This window comes from Micromonospora endophytica (genome assembly GCF_003236305.1).
In the GTDB taxonomy this organism is placed as follows: Bacteria; Actinomycetota; Actinomycetes; order Mycobacteriales; family Micromonosporaceae; genus Micromonospora; species Micromonospora endophytica.
Window position 1 is genome coordinate 12,348 of the sequence record NZ_POTX01000051.1, and the last position, 17,489, is coordinate 29,836.

Genomic DNA, 17,489 nt, shown 5'->3' on the forward strand with positions numbered 1-17,489 from the left:
GGGTCAGCGCGGCGACGCACTTCTCACGATGGGCAGATAGCTGAATGCGAGCGTGCTATTGCGCTGGGTGATCGGCCTGCGTAATCTCCCTCGGTGGGGAGGCGGGAATGCCGTTACCAACCAGTCCGGTCATTCGACGCGCACGACTCGGCGCGGAGCTGCGCCAGCTTCGACGACGCGAGGCGCTGACGCTGGAGCAGGTGTGCGACCGGCTCGGCTGGGCGTCGACTTCCAAGCTGTCCCGCATCGAGCTGGGGCAGAGTCGGCCCGACCTGGCCGACGTGCTCGATCTGCTGGACATCTACCAGGTGCCGCCGCCGCAGCGTGATGCGTTGATCATCATTGCTCGGGATGCCGCGATAAGTCGGGGCTGGTGGAAGTCGCTGGGAGAGATGGGGGAGCGACAGCGCACGTACGCCGAACTGGAGGCCGGGGCGGCGGACATTGTGGAATACCAGCCGGTCCTGGTGCCCGGCCTGTTGCAGACCCCGGCGTACGCGCGTCTGCGCATCGCCGCCGGGGCGCTCATCGATCCGAAGGTGGACGTCGAGGCCGACCTGCGGGCCCGCACCGCCCGGCACGCGGTGCTGCGCCGGATCGAACCACCGCACTACACGGCGCTGATCTCGGGCGCGGCCTGCGAGCCCGGCGGCGACCCGACAGATGTCTGGCGGGAACAGTTGCGGCACCTGCTCGACCTGGCCGAGCTGCCACACGTGACGATCCGGCTGCTGCCGTCGGTGGCCGGGCCGCAGCCGATGCCGCTCACCCCGTTCTCCTGCTACTCGTTTCCGGACCCGGCGGATCCGCGGACGGTGATGCTGGAGGCGCTGACCACGGATGTGCGGCTCTCCACTGCTGCCGATGTGGAGCGGTATCAGCGGATGACCGACGGTCTGCTGGAGGCGGCGTTGCCTGAGGAGGAGACGGCGCGGCTGCTGACCCGCCGGCTCGAAGAGACCCAGGATTAGCGAGACCGCCAGTCCTGTTGCCGGTCTCTCTTGTGGCCGCAGGGCGCCGGTCCCGGGCCCGGCGCCCCCGTAGCCGTCGGGGCCGGGCCGACGCGAGCCGCAGACTAGACCGACGGTATGACAGTTTTCTCAGGCCGGTACGTCGATTTTCTCAGGCCGGTACGTCGATGAAGTGCTCTACCCGGGGCGGTGCGGCGAAATGGGGGCCGATCAGCTCCCGCCACCGCACGAACCGGTCGGTGGCCCGGAAGTTGTCTTCGTGCGCCTCGACGGAGTCCCACTCGACAAGCAGCACGAAGCGGGAGGGCGACTCCATGCCCCGGGTCATCCGTACCGACCGGCACCCGGGGGTGCCGGCGAGCACCGGGTGCCCTTCGGCGTACGCGGCGGCGAAGGCGTCTTCCTGGCCGGGAATGATGTCGATGAGCGCGACTTCAAGCACCATGCGGGCAGCCTGCCACGTCGAGGTCGACGCTGGGGGACACCGCCCACGCTTCCCACGCACCGGACGGTCAGGCTATGCCTAGCCTCCTAGGATGCGGAGCGGTGGTGAGGTGGCGTGAATCGCTGGCGTACGGTGTGCCGGTTGCTGGGTGACGACGGAGGAATGAGACTGTGAACGTGTCCGGACTCGTGTGGGGGGCAACCCTCGTCGCCCTCACCGCGGTGCTCCTGGTGGATCTGCTCATCATCGGGCGACGACCGCACGAGCCCAGCGTGCGGGAGTCCAGCCTCTGGGTCGCCTTCTACGTGGCGTTGGCCCTGTTCTTCGGTGCCGGCCTCTGGTTGACTGCCGGAGCGAGTGTCGCCGGGCAGTTCTACACGGGTTGGCTCACCGAGTACAGCCTCTCGGTCGACAACCTCTTCGTCTTCATGATCATCATGGCCCGCTTCGCGGTGCCTCGCCAGTATCAGCAGAAGGTGCTACTCATCGGCATCGTGCTCGCGCTGGTCATGCGCGGTGCCTTCATCGCCGCCGGTGCGGCCCTGATCAGCCAGTTCAGTTGGGTGTTCTACATTTTCGGCGCCTTCCTCATCTACACCGCCATCAACCTGGCCCGGCAGGGTGAGTCGGCGGAGGAGGACTTCCAGGAGAACGTGCTGATCCGGTGGAGCCGGCGGGCGCTGCCCATCTCCCGGGGCTACGACGGGGCCGCGCTGACCGTACGGCAGAACGGCAGGCGCATGTTCACCCCGATGCTCATCGTCATGATCGCCATCGGTACCACCGACCTCATCTTCGCCCTCGACTCGATCCCGGCGATCTTCGGCATCACCCACGAGCCGTACCTCGTCTTCACCGCCAACGTCTTCGCGTTGATGGGACTGCGGCAGCTGTACTTCCTGCTCGGCGGCTTGCTGGAACGGTTGATCTTCCTGAGTTACGGCCTGGCGGTGGTGCTCGGCTTCATCGGGGTGAAGCTGATCCTCGAGGCGCTGGCCGACAACAAGCTGTCCTTCCTCAACGGTGGCGAGCCGATCGGCTGGGCGCCACACATCCCCATCTGGCTGTCTCTGCTGGTCATCCTGGTCACCCTGACCGTCGCCACCATCGCCAGCCTGGTCAAGTCCTCCCGGGACCGGCGGCGTGAACTCGCCGGCGTCGGCCCGAGAGAGCCCAGCGGTCAGTAGACCCCAGGCGCGGGCGGGCGCTCACAGATCGTGTCGGTGGCGCCAGACCAGCGCGGAGATGTCGGCCACCAGGTGGCGGGCCGATCGATCGACCCGGCCGCTGGGCTGGTCATCCGGGACCGGCCTGCTGGTGCAGACGACGAGCAGGTAGGCGGGGGCGTCATCGGGGAAGATCACCGCCGCGCCGTGCCGCACACCACGTACCCAGCCATTCTTGTGCGCCAGCCGGGTGCCTGCGGGCAGCCCCTCGGCGATGTCCTGACGGATCTGTTGCGCACAGAGCACGTCGAGCATCGCGGCACAGCCCGCAGGCGAGACGACCGGTTCCGTCCGGGCGCTGCCGGCGGGTGAGCAGACCGGTTGCCGGCGGGCGCTGCCGACAGGGAAGCCTGACCGGGCGGGACCGGAGGCCGGCGAAGCGGCGGCTAACCCGGCGGGACCGAAGGGTGGGGAAGCGGCGGCTAACCCGGCGGGACCGGAGGGTGGGGAAGCGGAGCCTGATCGGGCGGCGCCGGTGGCTACGGCGTCGAGCAGGTCGGCCAGGTCGGCTGCGGTGACCAGGTTGGTGATGCCCGCGTCGCGGGCGGCGAAGTCCTCGATGCCGCGGCCGGTGACGCTGTGCCGGGCACCGACCCGGGCCCAGAGGTCGGCCACCGCCGCCAACCCGACGTGTTCGATAAGCAGGTTGGTGGCGAGGTTGCTGGACTTCACGATCATCCGCTCGGCAAGCCAGCGCAGCGGAGCGCGGTCGCCGAGCCGGTCCCAGACGGCGTCGTCGTTGTCCTGCTGTCGGGCGCAGGAGAAGGCGGGCGCGTCCGGCTGGGCCGAGGTGAACCGGTTGTGCACCGTGGCCGGGGCGTCAAGGTCGAGGCGGCCGATGTCGGCGGCGCGGTACAGCGCGGCGAGTACCGCCAGCTTCATGGTGCTCGCCGCGTAGTGGGTGGCCTCGGCGTGCCGGGTCCAGGTGGGCGGGGCGGCTAGCCGCCCCGCGTACACCGAGATCGTGCCTGGCAGCGCGTCCCACCTCACCCCCTGAGTATGAAAGAAGGGGCCCCCTGTTAACGCCTGGTGTATTAAAGGGGGCCCCTCCTAACACGCAAACCCGGCGAGCGGCGCGAACGGCGAGCGGCCGTGCGCGCCGGGGGTGAGTGTGTGAGGGGTGCGGGCGGTTCAGCCAGCGTGCTTGCGGCGAGCGGTGGCGCGGGCCCGCTGGGTCTGGTCGAGCACCACCTTGCGGATGCGTACGGCGGCCGGGGTGACCTCGACGCACTCGTCCTCACGGCAGAACTCCAGCGCCTGCTCCAACGACAGCTTCCGCGGCGGGATCAGCTTCTCGGTCTCGTCGGCCGTGGAGGAGCGCATGTTGGTGAGCTTCTTCTCCTTGGTGATGTTGACGTCCATGTCGTCGGAGCGGGAGTTCTCCCCGACGATCATGCCCTCGTACACCTCGGTGCCCGGCTCGACGAAGAGCTGACCGCGCTCCTGGAGGTTGGTCATCGCGAACGCGGTGACGCTGCCGGAGCGGTCGGCGACCAGCGAACCGTTGTTGCGGGTCCGCAGCTCGCCGAACCACGGCTCGTACGACTCGAAGACGTGGTGCAGGATGCCGGTGCCGCGGGTCTCGGTGAGGAACTCGGTGCGGAAACCGATCAGGCCACGCGCCGGAACCAGCCACTCCATCCGGATCCAGCCGGTGCCGTGGTTGACCAGCTGCTCCATCCGGCCCTTGCGGGTGGCCAGCAGCTGGGTGATGGCGCCGAGGTACTCGTCGGGCGCGTCGATGGTGAGCCGCTCCACCGGCTCGCAGGTCTTGCCGTCGATCTCCCGGGTCACCACCTGGGGCTTGCCGACGGTCAGCTCGAACGACTCGCGGCGCATCTGCTCGACCAGGATGGCCAGCGCCAGCTCGCCGCGGCCCTGCACCTCCCAGGCGTCGGGGCGTTCGGTGGGCAGCACCCGCAGCGACACGTTGCCGATGAGTTCCTTGTCCAGGCGGTCCTTGACCATCCGGGCGGTGACCTTGGCGCCCTTGACCCGGCCGACGAGCGGCGAGTTGTTGGTGCCGATGGTCATCGAGATGGCCGGCTCGTCGACGGTGATCAGCGGCAGCGGGACGGGGTTCTCCGCGTCGGCGAGCGTCTCGCCGATCATGATCTCGGGGATGCCGGCCACGGCGATGATGTCGCCCGGCCCGGCCGAGTCGGCGGGCTTGCGCTCCAGCCCCTCGGTCATCAGCAGTTCGGAGATGCGGACCCGCTGGGTGCTGCCGTCGGTGCGGCACCAGGCCACGCTCTGCCCCTTGGCGATGGTGCCCTGCCGGACCCGGCACAGCGCGAGCCGGCCGAGGAAGGGAGAGGCGTCGAGGTTGGTGACGTGCGCCTGCAGCGGTGCCTGCTCGTCGTACGCGGGCGGCGGGATGGTGTCCAGCAGGGTGCGGAACAGCGGCTCCAGCGAGGTGCTGTCGTCCGGCACCGAGCCGTCGGCGGGCTGGGTCAGCGAGGCGATGCCGTCGCGGGCGCAGGCGTAGACGATCGGGAAGTCGATCTGCTCCTCGTCGGCGTCCAGGTCGAGGAAGAGTTCGTACGTGTCGTCGACGACCTCCTTGATCCGGGCATCGGGCCGGTCCACCTTGTTGATCACCAGGATGATCGGCAGCCGGGCCTTGAGAGCCTTGCGGAGCACGAACCGGGTCTGCGGCAGTGGGCCCTCGCTGGCGTCGACGAGCAGCACGACCCCGTCGACCATGGTCAGCCCACGCTCGACCTCGCCACCGAAGTCGGCGTGACCGGGGGTGTCGATGATGTTGATGGTGACCGGGTCGGAGCCGTCCGCCGGCAGGTAGCGCACGCCGGTGTTCTTGGCCAGGATGGTGATGCCTTTTTCCCGTTCGAGGTCCATCGAGTCCATCACCCGCTCGGTCACCTCGCCCCGGGCGCCGTAGGCGCCGGCCTGCCGCAACATGGCGTCGACCAGGGTGGTCTTGCCGTGGTCGACGTGGGCGATGATGGCGACGTTGCGGAGGTCGGTGCGCAGCTGCATGCCTCCATCCTCCCGCCTGCGTGGTTGCCGCGCGGCGTCGGGGGTCACCCTGGGTGCCGACGGCCAGCTGTCTGACCCGGGCACCGGTGGGCCACGCGCGGGGCCACGAACGGCTGTCGGCGCTGTTAGGGTGCGGCGACGTCGTCATTGCCGAAAGGGGTCGACATGGGGCGGAGAGTCACCGGGCTGGGCATGGCGTTCGTCGCCGGGCTGCTGCTGCTGACCGGCGGCGCGTGTGCCCGCACCGACGCTCCGGCCGCGGAGCTGCCCGCTCCGGTCGCGTTGCCGGAGGATCTGCCCGGCACGGTGACGCCGAGCGGGCCGGCGCTGCCGGACGACGTCACGGCCACGCCGGTCGCGGTGGAGTCGATGGGTGCGGCGCCGAGCGCGAGTGCCAGTGCCGGCTCGGCGTCGCCGTCGGCGAAGCCGGCCCCGAAGCCCAAGCGCACCGTGACTGCGCCGCGCAAGGTGCCGAAGCCGCCGGTGGAGACCGAGGTGCCGCCGCAGCCGCCGAAGCCGCCGGCCAGTGGGTGCGAGCCGAGCTACGAGGGCAAGGAGGCCAGCCGGGCGCAGGTCAAGGCCGCGTTGAGTGACGCGGCCGAGCGTACGTACTGGCCGACGTCGGCACCGGACATCCGGATCCCACTGAACCTGATCAAGGCGACGGCGTGGCAGGAGAGCGGCTGGCAGTCCCACATCGTCGCCTGCGACAAGGGCATCGGCCTGATGCAGGTGATGCCGGACACCGCGACCTGGATGAACCAGCGGTTCGGGCAGAGCTATGACGTGTGGGACTACCGGGACAACGCCTACCTCGGCGGCACCTACCTGGCGTGGCTCACCAAGTACATCGGCGACATGTACTTCGACGCCGACTACCGGCTCGACGCCGGCCTGTGCACCTCGGGGGTGTTGGACTCCTGCCTGCTCAACGCCGTGATCGCCGCGTACAACTACGGTCACGGCGCGGTGGCTCGGGAGGGGCAGCCGTTGGCCATCCCCAATCCGAGCTACGTGCGCAACGTCCGGGCACTGATGACGGAGTGCGTCTGCCTCGATTACTGAGGTGGGGGTGCGGTGGCCTTGATCTGGCCGGGCCACCAGAACCGCTCACCGAGCAGGAACGCCAGGGCGGGAACGACGACGGTCCGCACCAGCAGGGTGTCCAGCAGGACGCCGAGGCAGACGATGATCCCGATCTGGGTCAGCGTGATCAGCGGCAGCACGCCGAGGACGGCGAAGACCGCGGCGAGCAGGATGCCGGCGCTGGTGATGACTCCGCCGGTGACCCGCAGCGCGGAGAGCATGCCGTCGCGGGTGCCGGCGGTGCGGGCGTCCTCGCGGGCCCGGGTGACCAGGAAGATGTTGTAGTCGACGCCGAGCGCGACGAGGAAGACGAAGGCCAGCAACGGCACGGTGCTGTCCAGCGCGGGGAAACCGAGCACGTGGTCGAAGAGCAGCCAGGCGCCGCCGAGGCTGGCGAAGTACGAGGCGACGACGGTGACGACGAGCAGCACCGGGGCGAGCAGTCCGCGCAGCAGCAGGATCAGCACGGCGGCGACGAGCAACAGGATGAGCGGCAGGATGAGGCGCAGATCCCGGGCGTCGGCCTGGGCCGAGTCGTACGTGCCGGCGACGGTGCCGCCGACCACCGCGCCGGTGAGATCGTCGACGCCGGCCGGTGCCGGTGGTGCGGAGCCGGGGACGGCGGCCACGGCCTCCCGCAGTTCGGTGAGCGTGCGGTCGGCGGCCTGGGTGCCGGGTTCGGCGTCGAGGACCACGTCGACCTGGGCGACGGTGGGGCCGGCCGGGCCGGGGCGGGCGGAGGCGACGCCGGGTACGCCGGCGGCGGCGTCGGTGACCGCGGGCACCGCGTCGGGGCTGGTCATCACCGCGACCGGCTGGGTGGTGCCGGCGGGGAAGGCGCGGGCGAGGGTCTGCGCGCCGGTGACCGCCTCCGGTTGGACCCGGAACTGCTCGGTCTCCGACAGGCCGGTGCGCAGGCCCAGCCCACCGAGGGCGAGACCGGCCAGCAGCAGCGTGGCCAGCACCGCGACGGGTGCCGGACGGCGGATCACGGCGGCACCGAGCCGACCCCAGATCCGGCCTTCCCGGCCGGCGCTGCCGACGTGCGGCACGAACGGCCAGAACAGGCCGCGGCCGAGCAGCACCAGCGCGGCGGGCAGCACCAGCAGTGCCGAGGCCATGGCCAGCAGGATGCCGGCGGCGCAGGCGACGGCGAGGGCGCGGTTGAGTTCCCGCTCGCTCAGCAGCAGGGTGAGCACCCCGAGCATGACGGTGCCGCCGCTGGCCAGGATCGGTTCGGCGGTCCGGCGCAGGGCGGCGCGCATGGCGACGAAGCGGTCCTCCTCGCGGCGTAGTTCCTCGCGGTAGCGGGCGATCAGTAGCAGCGCGTAGTTGGTGGCGGCACCGAAGACGAGGACGCTGGCGATGCCGGTGACGGCCCCGCCGGCGAAGTTGATGCCGACCGCCGGGATGATCGTGTCGAGGGCGCGCAGCGTGAGCTGTTCGGTGGCGGCCACGATGGCCAGGGGCACCATCCAGAGCAGCGGGCTGCGGTAGGTGACGAGCAGCAGCAGCGCCACGACGGCGGCGGTGACGGCGAGCAGGGTGGTGTCGGCGCCCTCGAAGACCTTGGTGAGGTCGGCGGTGAAGGCGGGCGCGCCGGTCACCTCGACGGTGAGGTCGGTGGGCAGATCGGTGAGTGCGGCGCGGATCTGGGCCACCCGGTCGGCGACCGCCTCCTGGCCGTCGGTGGTGTCGACAGGCACGGCGACCAGAGCCACCGTGCCGTCCGGGGATAGCTGTGGTGGGGCGACCTGACCGCCGGCGGCGAGCGGGGCCAGGGCGGTGGTGCCGCTGGTGAGGGTGGTCTGGTCGGTGTCGGTGAGCGGTGCGCCGTCGGTGCGGCTCACCACCACGATGGCCGGCTGGACGTCGCTAGCGGGCAGTTCGTCCTGGAGCCGCTCGACCTGGGTGGACTGCCACTGCTCGGACAGGCCGGTGGCGGAGACGGGTGCCGGGTTGTCCGGTATCGGTAGCACGAACACCACCACACCGAACGCGATCGCCGCGACGAGGGTGAGCAACGCGGCCAGGCGGTTGCCGGCGACGCGGGTGAGCGCGGGCATCCCGGGCACCATCCGATCTTCGTACGAGGGGACCTCTAGACCTTCGAGAGTTTCGCTCATCGAGAGAGCTGGCGCAACAGGTGTCGGCTGTCGAGTATCTTGATTGGCGAGATATGGGCCTGGCTCGGCTATGCTGCCATCGGCGCGGAAGGAAGCGGCGGAACGTGGCAGCTCATGGGATGTATCGACGGCGTGACACGCGGCGCGGCTGGTTGATCGCGGAGATCACCGCCGAGCTGCGGCGATACGGCGCGGACGCCCAGCATGTCGGGCACGCCTTCGCCAGTCGGCACGGCCTCAACGCCACCGACCTCCAAGCGCTGATCGCGGTGATGGACGCCGAACTCGCCGGCACGCCGATCACCCCTGGTCGCCTCGGCGAGCAGCTGAACCTCTCCTCCGGTTCGGTCACCGCGCTCGTCGACCGGCTGGAGCGGGCCGGGCACATCCGCCGCGATCGAGACACCGGCGACCGGCGCAAGGTGCTGCTGCACTATGCCGACCAGGGTGCCGCCCTGGCCATGGACTTCTTCCGTCCCCTCGGCGAGCGCACCGACCGGGTGATGGCCGACTTCGGTGACGACGAGCTGGAGGTGGTGCACCGGTTCCTGGCGGCGATGGGCATCTCGTTGCGGCAGCACCGCGACGGGCTGCGGGAGCACCGGGACGGGACACGGCAGCAGCGCGACGGGTCGGGGGACGTGCCGGCGCGGCGACGGAGCGGTTGAGGCGCCGATGCTGGATCGATTCGCCGCCCGCCTGGCCGCCGCCACGCTGCGGTTGCCGCCGGCGCGGACCCGCCGGGTCGCCGTCGACCGCGACCTTGCCGTCCGGGCCCGCGACGGGGTGATCCTGCGCACCGACCACTACGCCCCCGACCTGCCGGGGGCACCGACCGTGCTGATCCGTACCCCGTACGGTCGGGGTGGGCCGATGCGGTTGCTCTGCCGGCTGGCGGCCGAGCGGGGTTTCCACGTGGTCATCCAGTCCTGCCGGGGCACCGGCGGTTCGAGCGGGCGGTTCGACCCGTTCGTGCATGAGCGTGACGACGGGCTGGACACCCTCGACTGGCTGCGCCGGCAGCGCTGGTGGAGTGGCGCGTTCGGCATGTTCGGCGCCAGCTACCAGGGTTTCGTGCAGTGGGCTCTGGCGGCCGACGCGGGCGAGGAACTGCGGGCGATGGTCGCGGTGATCACCGCGTCGGCCATGCGTGACTCCACGTACGCCGGTGAGTCGTTCGCCCTGGACACGGTGCTGACCTGGACGGAGCTGCTCCAGGCACAGACCGTGCCGTGGCTGGCCCGGCAGTGGGAACTCAAACGGGGGCAGCCACGGCTGGTCGCGGCGCTGTCGCACCTGCCCCTGGTCGAGGCGGACCGGGTGGCCACCGGGGTCACCGTGCCGTTCTTCCAGGAGTGGCTGCGGCATCACACCCCGGACTCCGACTACTGGCGCAGCCGGGACGCCGACGACCGGCTGCACCGGGTGCGGGCGCCGGTGGCGATGGTCAGCGGCTGGCACGACATCTTCCTGCCGGCGCAGCTGCGCGACTACGCGGCGCTGCGCGCCACCGGTGCCCGGCCGCGGTTGATCGTCGGGCCGTGGACCCACGGCAGTCCCGGGCTCTTCGTCGCTGCCCTGCGCGAGGGCCTGCGCTGGCTCGACACCCACCTGTCCGACACCGACGACGTTCGGGTCGACCCCCGGCCCTCCGGTGCCGACGCCGGAGGCGAGGCACCGGTGCGGGTGCATCTCGGCGGGGCTGGCGGGGGCTGGCGGGACCTGCCGGACTGGCCGCCACCCGCCCGCGAGGTGCGCTGGCATCTGCATCCGGGGCAGGCCCTGCGTACGTCGGTGGCGGTGCCGTCGCCACCGGACGGATTCTGGTACGACCCGGCCGACCCCACGCCCTCGCTGGGTGGTCCGCTGCTGGTGGCTCAGCGCGCCGGACCCGTCGACAATCGCCCGGTGGAGGCTCGGGCGGACGTGTTGACCTGGACCAGCGCGCCGCTGCACCGCGCGGTCGAGGTGGTCGGGCCGGTCCGGGCGGAGATCCACCTACGCAGCGAGCTGTCCTACCTCGACCTCTTCGTGCGGCTGTGTGACGTGGATCGCCGAGGGCGTTCCTGGAACGTCTGCGACGGGTTGGTCCGGCTCGACCCGGTGCGCTTTCCCGCCGACGACACGGGTGTGGTGCTGGTGCCTGTGGAACTGTGGCCCACCGCCCACCGATTCGCGCCCGGTCACCGGTTGCGCCTCCAGGTCTCCGGCGGTGCCCACCCTCGGTACGCCCGTAACCCCGGCACCGGGGAACCGCTCGGTGCGGCCGTGGCCCTGCGCGCCGGATATCGCGAGATCCTGCACGACCCGGAGCATCCGTCCGCGGTGGTCCTGCCGATCGTGGCGTCCGCCGGGCAGCCCGCGACGAGCTGAACGACACTGCTCGAGGCGGCGGCCGGTCACCGGCCGCCGCCATCGGCACCGGGTCACATCGGGCGAACGTTGTCTGCCTGCGGCCCCTTCTGCCCCTGGGTCACGTCAAACTCCACCTTCTGGCCTTCGGCCAGCTCGCGGTAGCCGCTCGACGCGATCGCCGAGTAGTGCACGAAGACGTCGGGACCTCCGCCGTCCTGCTCGATGAAACCGAAGCCCTTTTCCGAGTTGAACCACTTCACGGTGCCGGTTGCCATGCGTTCTCTCTCCCTGATCCGCGGGCGATCGTGAGCTACGTGCAGGTGATCGCCCAAATACCTTCCCGACAGTAACCGGTGAATAGGACATTTGCCGGGCGAAGCGCCTCAGCGATCACGGCGCGCTTCGCGACAGCGGCCCACGGTGTCCGGGACAACTGGGGGAAACTCCGGAGGAAACCCGGTGTCGGGCGCTTGGTCGCAGGCCCTAGCGTACGAGGTATGGCAGAGCAGCTTGCCCAGGTCGGAGAGCTTCCCATCGGGTTGCTGATGGGGGTGCTCGGCGTGGTCATGCTCTTCGACGCGGTGCCGCTCTTCGGTGTCCTGGTGCCGGGGGACGTGGCGGTGCTCGCGGCGGTGGCGGTCGGCAGCCCCAGCACCGGGCTGGCGGCCTTCGTCGCCGTGGTCGCCGGCTGCCTGGCCGGCTGGTCGCTGAGTTTCCTGGTGGGCCGGCGGTGGGGCGACCGGTTGCGGCACAGCCGCTTCGGCGGCTGGGTGGGTGAGGCCCGGTGGGTGGCGGCGGAAGGCATCCTGCGCCGCGACGGCGGGCGCTTGGTGCTCGTCGCTCCCTTCCTGCCGGTGTTCAACGCGTTGCTGCCCCTGGCAGCGGGCGGTCTGCACATGTCGTACCCGCGGTTCCTCGGTTTCGCGGCGCTCGGCGCGGGCGCGTGGGCCGGCCTCTACCTGGTGGTGGGCACCGCGTCGCGGGCGTTGGCCGGGCTGTTCCCCGCCGGCGCGAGCCCGCTGCTGGTCACCATGGTGGGCGGTCTGCTGCTGGCGGGTCTGATGCTGCTCGGCACCCGGCGTCGGCTGCGTCGGGTCACCGGCTGAGGCGCCCCGGCCCGGGTGTGCCGACCGCGACCATGCGGACCGGGGCGTACGGGGTCACCCCCACCAGTCGACCGGGGCGGGTGCCGCCAGCCCGGACATCAGCGTCGCGGCGGTCACCCCCATGTCGGCGAGGATGTTGATGGTGGCCTGCCGGATCTCCTTCGAGGTGTTGTCGCCGCCCACCTGGTAGGTGTTGGCCGAGTCGAGCCCCAACGACCAGTTGATCGTTCCGGTGCCGAAGACCAGGGCGCCGTTGCCGCCCGGATACACCACCAGGCGGTGGGTGGCGGTGCCGGCGGAGTCGTACTCGTCACCCGGCCCGGTCAGCAGCAGACCGGAGGCGATGGAGTACGTCACGTGTGAGCAGTAGACCGTGTCCGGGTGCGGGGGCGCCAGGTAGGCCGCGCCGGGAGAACTCGTCCCGGCCGGTCCGTACGTGTCCCATTCGAAACCGAGGATCTGCGTCGGGGACGTCCACGTCTGGCCGGCGGTGAGCGCCGCCACTGTCGTGTGCCGCCACAGCGGGGTGGTCGAGTATCCGCCGTCGCGCGGCACCACAAGCGGCCGCAGGTCGGGACCGTTGACCACGAAAATCGTGCCGGTCAGGGTGTTCTCCGGGGCGTTGCCGCCCTTGCCGGCACCGTCCGGGTCACGCCACGTGCCGGTCCACTGGGGCCGGCTCACCGAGGCGCGGGACGCGATCGTGGACTTGTGGCACTCCCACGTACGCGGCCGGCCCGCGCTGTCCGGGGCGTGGCCGACAGCCCGCCAGAACACCTCGTTGCCGGCGCAGAAGAACAGGCTGGTGCCGGCGTCGCGGGCCGCTTCCCAGCCGGCGCGCATCGCGTCCGACCAGTACTCGTTGTGGCCCATCGCCAGTGCCGCGGAGACGGTGCCGAGCCGCGTCCCGGTCGGGTCGCCGGCCGCGTCGAGGCACGCGTAGTACTTGGCGTCGACGCCGTTGCGTTCCAGGAAGCGCAGCATCGGGTACTCGCCGGTGAAGAAGGTCGACCACTTCACCGCGCCGTAGACGCGGCCAGGGTCGGCGGCACCCCGGTTGACCATCGGCCGGTTGTACGACACGTACCGGGCGCAGTCGGCGTGGTACTGGTTGATGGCGGTGCCGTAGTAGAGGCTGTTGCCCGCGTACTGGTTGGCGCCGAGCCCGCCGTAGGCGTTGTAGGCGACCCAGGTGGAGTCCGACGGCATCACCATCAGCTGTGCCGTGCGGGCGTCGTCGCGCAGCACGAACAGCACGTGGCTCGCGCCGCCGCCGGTGCGGTCGAGACGGAGCAGGTAGATGCCGGAGGGCGCCCACGCGGGTGGGGTCCAGGTCAGCGTGGTCGACCAGGTGCCGCAGTCCAGCGAGGGCAGGCTGGTGTCGGGGTCGCAGTCACCCGCCGCCGGCTGGGTCTGACTGGCCGTCTGCTGGGCGGTGCTCGGGGTGAGGGTGGCGTACCGGCGCGCGCCGGCACCGCCGTACCAACCGAGCCGGTACACCTGCGCCGACCAGCCGACGCCGTCGCTCTGGCCGATCTTGAAGCGGACCGTCTCGTCGCGGTTGAAGCTGAACCCGTCGGCGAACCCTTGCAGGGTGGACACCCCGCCGAGGCCGCCAACGGGAAGATCCCAGGTGGCGCGGTCGGTGCCGGGCAGGGCGTTCTCGGCCGCGACCGGATTGGCGCCCCGCGACACCCGCAGGTCCAACTGGCCGGACCTGCCGGCGCTGGTGGTCACCGACGCCCGCACCACCGCCACGGCGGCACCGGAGGGGGCGCTGTAGATGGGGGTGGCTGTGCTGGCGCCGCTGAGTGTGCCGCCGCCGGAGGGCACCGACCATGAGTAGGAGGTGACGGTCTCCCCGGCGGCGAGGTTGGTGACGGTCACGTCCAGGCCCACCGTCGCGCCGGACCGCACCGGCCGATCCGCGCCGACCAGCACGAGGGCGTCATTCGGCGTCCCGGGAACGTTGGAGACCGCGTAGGTCAGGTCGACGAAGTAGCTTGTCGCGTTGAACGTCTGGCCGGGGTAGCTGTCGGTGAGCGAGAAGCGGCCGTTGCCGATGTCCGCCGGGTCCGCGTCGGTCGCCGGGGCGAACAGGTTGCCGTTCGTGCGGGCCGAGGTGAAGAACCAGTGGGTGTACGGGTAGGCCACCTCGATCGTCGCGGACAGGTAGACGGCGGCGACCAGCCATCGGCCCGCCGTCACCGGCAGCGGCTCGACGGAGACGCTGTTCCACGCGCCCCAGGTCGGGGTGCCGAACGTTGCCCGGCGCAGCACCTGCTGGGTGACGTTGTCGTACAGCACCCACTGGACGGTCAGCTGGCCGGCCGGCGCGGACTGTGGGAACAACCACCGCCCGCCGGTGATCTCGCCGTCGGCGTTGACCTGGATCAGGGTGCCGAGCGTCAGTTGTGTACGGGCTTCCGTCCAGTGTGGATCGGCAGCGGTCAGGGTGTCGAAAAGGGACTGAGACGGCACCGAATCACCTCCGGTGGAGGGGTAGAGGTGACCTCCAATTTTAACGTGAAGCTGCCTCATGATCTGCGGCGATGTCGCTGTCGTCAGTAACCGGACAGCAGCCGACCCGGCCGCCGGGGAGCGGGACCGGGTCGGGTGGGGGAGTGGGCGCTGGGTGGATTACCAGCCGCGGGCCCGCCATTCGGACAGCTGCGGGCGCTCGGCGCCGAGCGTCGAGTCCCGGCCGTGTCCCGGGTAGAACCAGGTCTCGTCCGGCAGCCGGCCGAACAGCTTGTGTTCGACGTCGTCGATCAACGCGGCGAAGCGGTCCGGGTCCTGGTCGGTGTTGCCGACCCCACCGGGAAAGAGGCTGTCCCCGGTGAACAGGTGCGGGACGCCCTCGGGGTCGCGGTAGAGCAGCGCCACCGAACCCGGCGTGTGGCCCTTGATGTGGATGACCTCCAGCGCACAGTCGCCGACCGGCACGGTGTCGCCGTCGGTGAGGGTCTGCGTCTCGATCGGCAGACCGGCCGCGTCGTCGGCGTGCACCAGCGCACGGGCACCGGTCTTCGCCACCACCTCGGCCAACCCCACCCAGTGGTCCATGTGCTGGTGGGTGGTGACCACCGTACGCAGCCCGTCGCCGCCGATCAGCTCCAGCAGACGCGACGCCTCGTTGGCCGCGTCGATCAGCAGTTGCTCACCGGTGGCGCGGCAGCGCAGCAGGTACGCGTTGTTGTCCATCGGACCGACCGACACCTTGGTGATGGTCAGCCGGTCGAGTTCGCGTACCGCCGGGGGGCCGCCGGGGGTGACGTCTCCGCTGTAGGTCATAGCCTTCTAGATCCATTCGGGTGGGCGGGGCAACTGACCGTCGGGGGTGACGGTCAGCTCGGTGCCGGGGCTGCGGCCGGTCAGCCAGGCGGCCAGTTCCGCAGGCGGGCCGGCGATCACCGGGGCGCGGTCGCGGTCGCCGATCATCAGATCGTGGCGGCTGCTGTCGAAACGCAGCACCATCGGCGGGGCGTCGTCGCGGGCGGCGAACCCGGCGGCGACCTCGTGCAGCAGGCGGTGGCCGAACTGCGCCGACCAGTCCGCCGGCCGGTAACCGGCGGCCAGGTCGACGTGGTGGACCTCCACCTCCCGCAACCGTCCCCAGACCAGCATCGTGGCCGGCCACGGCCCGCGCCGGGTCTCCACGTCGACGGCCCACGCCGACGGCGGCATCGCGGCCACCGCCTCGGTGAACCGGTCCGCGCTGCGGCGTAGGTCGTCGAGCTGCTCCTGCGGGGACCGGGATGCGCCGGATTCGATGTCGGCGTCCCGGGCCTCGGCGCTGGCGTACATCGGGATGCGCTGCCCGGTGCGGGCCGAGGTGAGCAGGTTGACGAAGGCGTCGGCGTTGCGGGCCAGGTGGGCGAGGAGATGCCCACGCGTCCAGCCCGGCAGCAGCGCGGGCGCCGCCAGGTCGGCGGCGTCGAAACGGGCCGCCGTACGCAGCAGGCGGGCCGTCGCGTCGTCCACGTCGCCGGTCAACAGGAGGGGGTCCGTCGTCACGTTCTGACCCTAGCCGTCCGGGCCGGCCCCGTCGCCGCGGAATTCACTTCCGGCGCGTCGCCGCGCGTCCTACCGTCGTGGTGGTTCGCGGCACCGGAACGGGGGAGGTGGTGGTCATGCCGGTCACCGCACGCACATGTCACCCGTACCGACCCTGAACGAGGAGTCATGAACATCACCCTGACCGCCCTGGGCTGGGACACCGACCGGGCGGCGTACCTGCGTCGTAGCCGCACCTCGCACCGTCCGGGCCGGGTCGCCCGGGTCGACCGTGGCGTCTGCACCGTGCTCACCACGGACGGGCCGGTGCGTGCCAGCTCCGGTGGGGCCGTGCTGGCCGCCGCGGCGAGCGACGTCACCCGACTGCCCTGTGCCGGCGACTGGGTGCTGCTCGGGACCTGGCCCGACGGGCGGGTCACGGTGGAGGCGGTGCTGCCCCGGCGTACCGCCCTGATCCGGCGGACCGCCGGCAAGGACAGCGCAGGTCAGCTGCTCGCCGCCAACCTGGACGCCGTCGCGGTGGTGGAACCGGTGCATCCCGCGCCGGACCCGGGCCGCATCGAGCGGCTGCTCGCCCTGGTCCACGAATCGGGGGCCCGGCCGCTCGTCGTACTGACCAAGACCGACCTGGCGGCCGACCCGGCGGCGGTGGCCCGCCAAGTCGCGGCCGTCGCGCCGGGCGTACCGGTGCTGCCGGTCAGCGCCGAGCGCGGCACCGGGCTGGAGCCGCTGCGGGCCGAGGTGACCCCGGGCCGGACCCTCGGCCTGGTCGGGCCCTCCGGCGCGGGCAAGTCGAGCCTGGTCAACGCGCTCGCCGGGACGACAGTGATGCCCACTCAGTCGATCCGTCGAGTCGACGGCAAGGGGCGGCACACCACCACCTGGCGGTCGCTGGTGCCGCTGCCCGGCGGCGGCGCGGTGCTGGACACCCCGGGGGTCCGGGCGGTCGGCCTGCTGGACGGCGCGGCCGGTCTCGACCGGGCCTTCGTCGACATCGCCGATCTCGCCACCGACTGCCGGTACGGTGACTGCGGTCACGAGGTCGAGCCGGGCTGTGCCGTACGGGCCGCCCTCACCTCCGGAGCCCTCACGGCACGCCGCTGGGAGAGCTGGCGTCGCCTGCACCGCGAGATCGCCCACCAAACCCACCGCCGCAC

At 71.3% G+C, this 17,489-nt stretch carries 15 protein-coding genes; 7 read left to right on the forward strand and 8 right to left on the reverse strand.

Features of this window, described 5'->3' with window-relative positions:
* Positions 1-107: 107 nt before the first annotated feature.
* Positions 108-971: a helix-turn-helix domain-containing protein gene (locus C1I93_RS10485; RefSeq protein ID WP_111243059.1), complete on the forward strand. Its 864-nt coding sequence runs from the start codon at positions 108-110 to the stop codon at positions 969-971.
* Positions 972-1,122: 151 nt separating this feature from the next.
* Here C1I93_RS10485 and C1I93_RS10490 read toward each other — a convergent pair whose 3' ends face one another.
* Entirely contained in the window at positions 1,123-1,416 is a 294-nt protein-coding gene (locus C1I93_RS10490) for an antibiotic biosynthesis monooxygenase family protein (protein WP_111243060.1), read from the reverse strand.
* Between the two features lie 170 nt (positions 1,417-1,586).
* On the opposite strand from C1I93_RS10490, the gene C1I93_RS10495 reads away from it, so the two are divergent.
* Positions 1,587-2,603: a TerC family protein gene (locus C1I93_RS10495; protein WP_111243061.1), complete on the forward strand. Its 1,017-nt coding sequence runs from the start codon at positions 1,587-1,589 to the stop codon at positions 2,601-2,603.
* 21 nt (positions 2,604-2,624) lie between these two features.
* Here the strand turns inward: C1I93_RS10495 and C1I93_RS32370 are convergent, their stop codons facing one another.
* Positions 2,625-3,632 (reverse strand): serine hydrolase, encoded by a 1,008-nt coding sequence (locus C1I93_RS32370; protein WP_223256719.1) that lies wholly within the window; start codon positions 3,630-3,632, stop codon positions 2,625-2,627.
* 141 nt (positions 3,633-3,773) lie between these two features.
* The gene (gene typA / locus C1I93_RS10510) at positions 3,774-5,642 is read right to left on the reverse strand and encodes a translational GTPase TypA (RefSeq protein ID WP_111243062.1); all 1,869 of its coding nucleotides are present in this window, start codon (positions 5,640-5,642) and stop codon (positions 3,774-3,776) included.
* Positions 5,643-5,807: 165 nt separating this feature from the next.
* On the opposite strand from typA, the gene C1I93_RS10515 reads away from it, so the two are divergent.
* Positions 5,808-6,707, forward strand: a complete 900-nt coding sequence (locus C1I93_RS10515; protein ID WP_111243063.1) for a lytic transglycosylase domain-containing protein — start codon at positions 5,808-5,810, stop codon at positions 6,705-6,707.
* Here C1I93_RS10515 and C1I93_RS10520 read toward each other — a convergent pair.
* Complete coding sequence (locus C1I93_RS10520; protein WP_111243073.1) at positions 6,701-8,794, reverse strand: MMPL family transporter; 2,094 nt, start codon at positions 8,792-8,794, stop codon at positions 6,701-6,703. The genes C1I93_RS10515 and C1I93_RS10520 overlap by 7 nt on opposite strands.
* A 179-nt stretch (positions 8,795-8,973) precedes the next feature.
* Between C1I93_RS10520 and C1I93_RS10525 the strand changes: the two genes are divergently transcribed.
* Together C1I93_RS10525 and C1I93_RS10530 are read left to right on the forward strand one after the other, a co-directional pair.
* Complete coding sequence (locus tag C1I93_RS10525; RefSeq protein ID WP_111243064.1) at positions 8,974-9,522, forward strand: MarR family winged helix-turn-helix transcriptional regulator; 549 nt, start codon at positions 8,974-8,976, stop codon at positions 9,520-9,522.
* Positions 9,523-9,529: 7 nt separating this feature from the next.
* On the forward strand, positions 9,530-11,227 hold the full coding sequence (locus tag C1I93_RS10530) for a CocE/NonD family hydrolase (RefSeq protein ID WP_111243065.1): 1,698 nt from the start codon (positions 9,530-9,532) through the stop codon (positions 11,225-11,227).
* Between the two features lie 53 nt (positions 11,228-11,280).
* Here C1I93_RS10530 and C1I93_RS10535 read toward each other — a convergent pair whose 3' ends face one another.
* Positions 11,281-11,484, reverse strand: a complete 204-nt coding sequence (locus C1I93_RS10535; RefSeq protein WP_111243066.1) for a cold-shock protein — start codon at positions 11,482-11,484, stop codon at positions 11,281-11,283.
* Between the two features lie 222 nt (positions 11,485-11,706).
* Here C1I93_RS10535 and C1I93_RS10540 point away from each other — a divergent pair, with 222 nt between their 5' ends.
* A complete protein-coding gene (locus tag C1I93_RS10540; protein WP_111243067.1) occupies positions 11,707-12,315 on the forward strand; it encodes a DedA family protein in 609 nt (202 codons plus the stop codon).
* Positions 12,316-12,369: 54 nt separating this feature from the next.
* Here the strand turns inward: C1I93_RS10540 and C1I93_RS10545 are convergent, their stop codons facing one another.
* From C1I93_RS10545 to C1I93_RS10555, 3 genes are all read right to left on the reverse strand, one after another.
* Positions 12,370-14,796 (reverse strand): N,N-dimethylformamidase beta subunit family domain-containing protein, encoded by a 2,427-nt coding sequence (locus tag C1I93_RS10545; protein ID WP_181445108.1) that lies wholly within the window; start codon positions 14,794-14,796, stop codon positions 12,370-12,372.
* Between the two features lie 159 nt (positions 14,797-14,955).
* Positions 14,956-15,609: an MBL fold metallo-hydrolase gene (locus C1I93_RS10550; RefSeq protein WP_111243069.1), complete on the reverse strand. Its 654-nt coding sequence runs from the start codon at positions 15,607-15,609 to the stop codon at positions 14,956-14,958.
* Between the two features lie 6 nt (positions 15,610-15,615).
* Positions 15,616-16,332 (reverse strand): maleylpyruvate isomerase family mycothiol-dependent enzyme, encoded by a 717-nt coding sequence (locus tag C1I93_RS10555; RefSeq protein ID WP_111243070.1) that lies wholly within the window; start codon positions 16,330-16,332, stop codon positions 15,616-15,618.
* 168 nt (positions 16,333-16,500) lie between these two features.
* Between C1I93_RS10555 and rsgA the strand changes: the two genes are divergently transcribed.
* Positions 16,501-17,489, forward strand: a 989-nt coding sequence (gene rsgA / locus C1I93_RS10560) for a ribosome small subunit-dependent GTPase A (protein ID WP_111243071.1), incomplete at its 3' end; no start/stop codon positions are given.

Bases quoted from the DNA above. Each gene is read 5' to 3' on its own strand.
- C1I93_RS10485 (WP_111243059.1), top strand. From the start codon at position 108: ATGCCGTTACCAACCAGTCCGGTCATTCGACGCGCACGACTCGGCGCG.
- C1I93_RS10490 (WP_111243060.1), bottom strand. From the start codon at position 1,416: ATGGTGCTTGAAGTCGCGCTCATCGACATCATTCCCGGCCAGGAAGAC.
- typA (WP_111243062.1), bottom strand. From the start codon at position 5,642: ATGCAGCTGCGCACCGACCTCCGCAACGTCGCCATCATCGCCCACGTC.
- C1I93_RS10515 (WP_111243063.1), top strand. From the start codon at position 5,808: ATGGGGCGGAGAGTCACCGGGCTGGGCATGGCGTTCGTCGCCGGGCTG.
- C1I93_RS10520 (WP_111243073.1), bottom strand. From the start codon at position 8,794: ATGCCCGCGCTCACCCGCGTCGCCGGCAACCGCCTGGCCGCGTTGCTC.
- C1I93_RS10525 (WP_111243064.1), top strand. From the start codon at position 8,974: ATGTATCGACGGCGTGACACGCGGCGCGGCTGGTTGATCGCGGAGATC.
- C1I93_RS10530 (WP_111243065.1), top strand. From the start codon at position 9,530: ATGCTGGATCGATTCGCCGCCCGCCTGGCCGCCGCCACGCTGCGGTTG.
- C1I93_RS10535 (WP_111243066.1), bottom strand. From the start codon at position 11,484: ATGGCAACCGGCACCGTGAAGTGGTTCAACTCGGAAAAGGGCTTCGGT.
- C1I93_RS10540 (WP_111243067.1), top strand. From the start codon at position 11,707: ATGGCAGAGCAGCTTGCCCAGGTCGGAGAGCTTCCCATCGGGTTGCTG.
- C1I93_RS10550 (WP_111243069.1), bottom strand. From the start codon at position 15,609: ATGACCTACAGCGGAGACGTCACCCCCGGCGGCCCCCCGGCGGTACGC.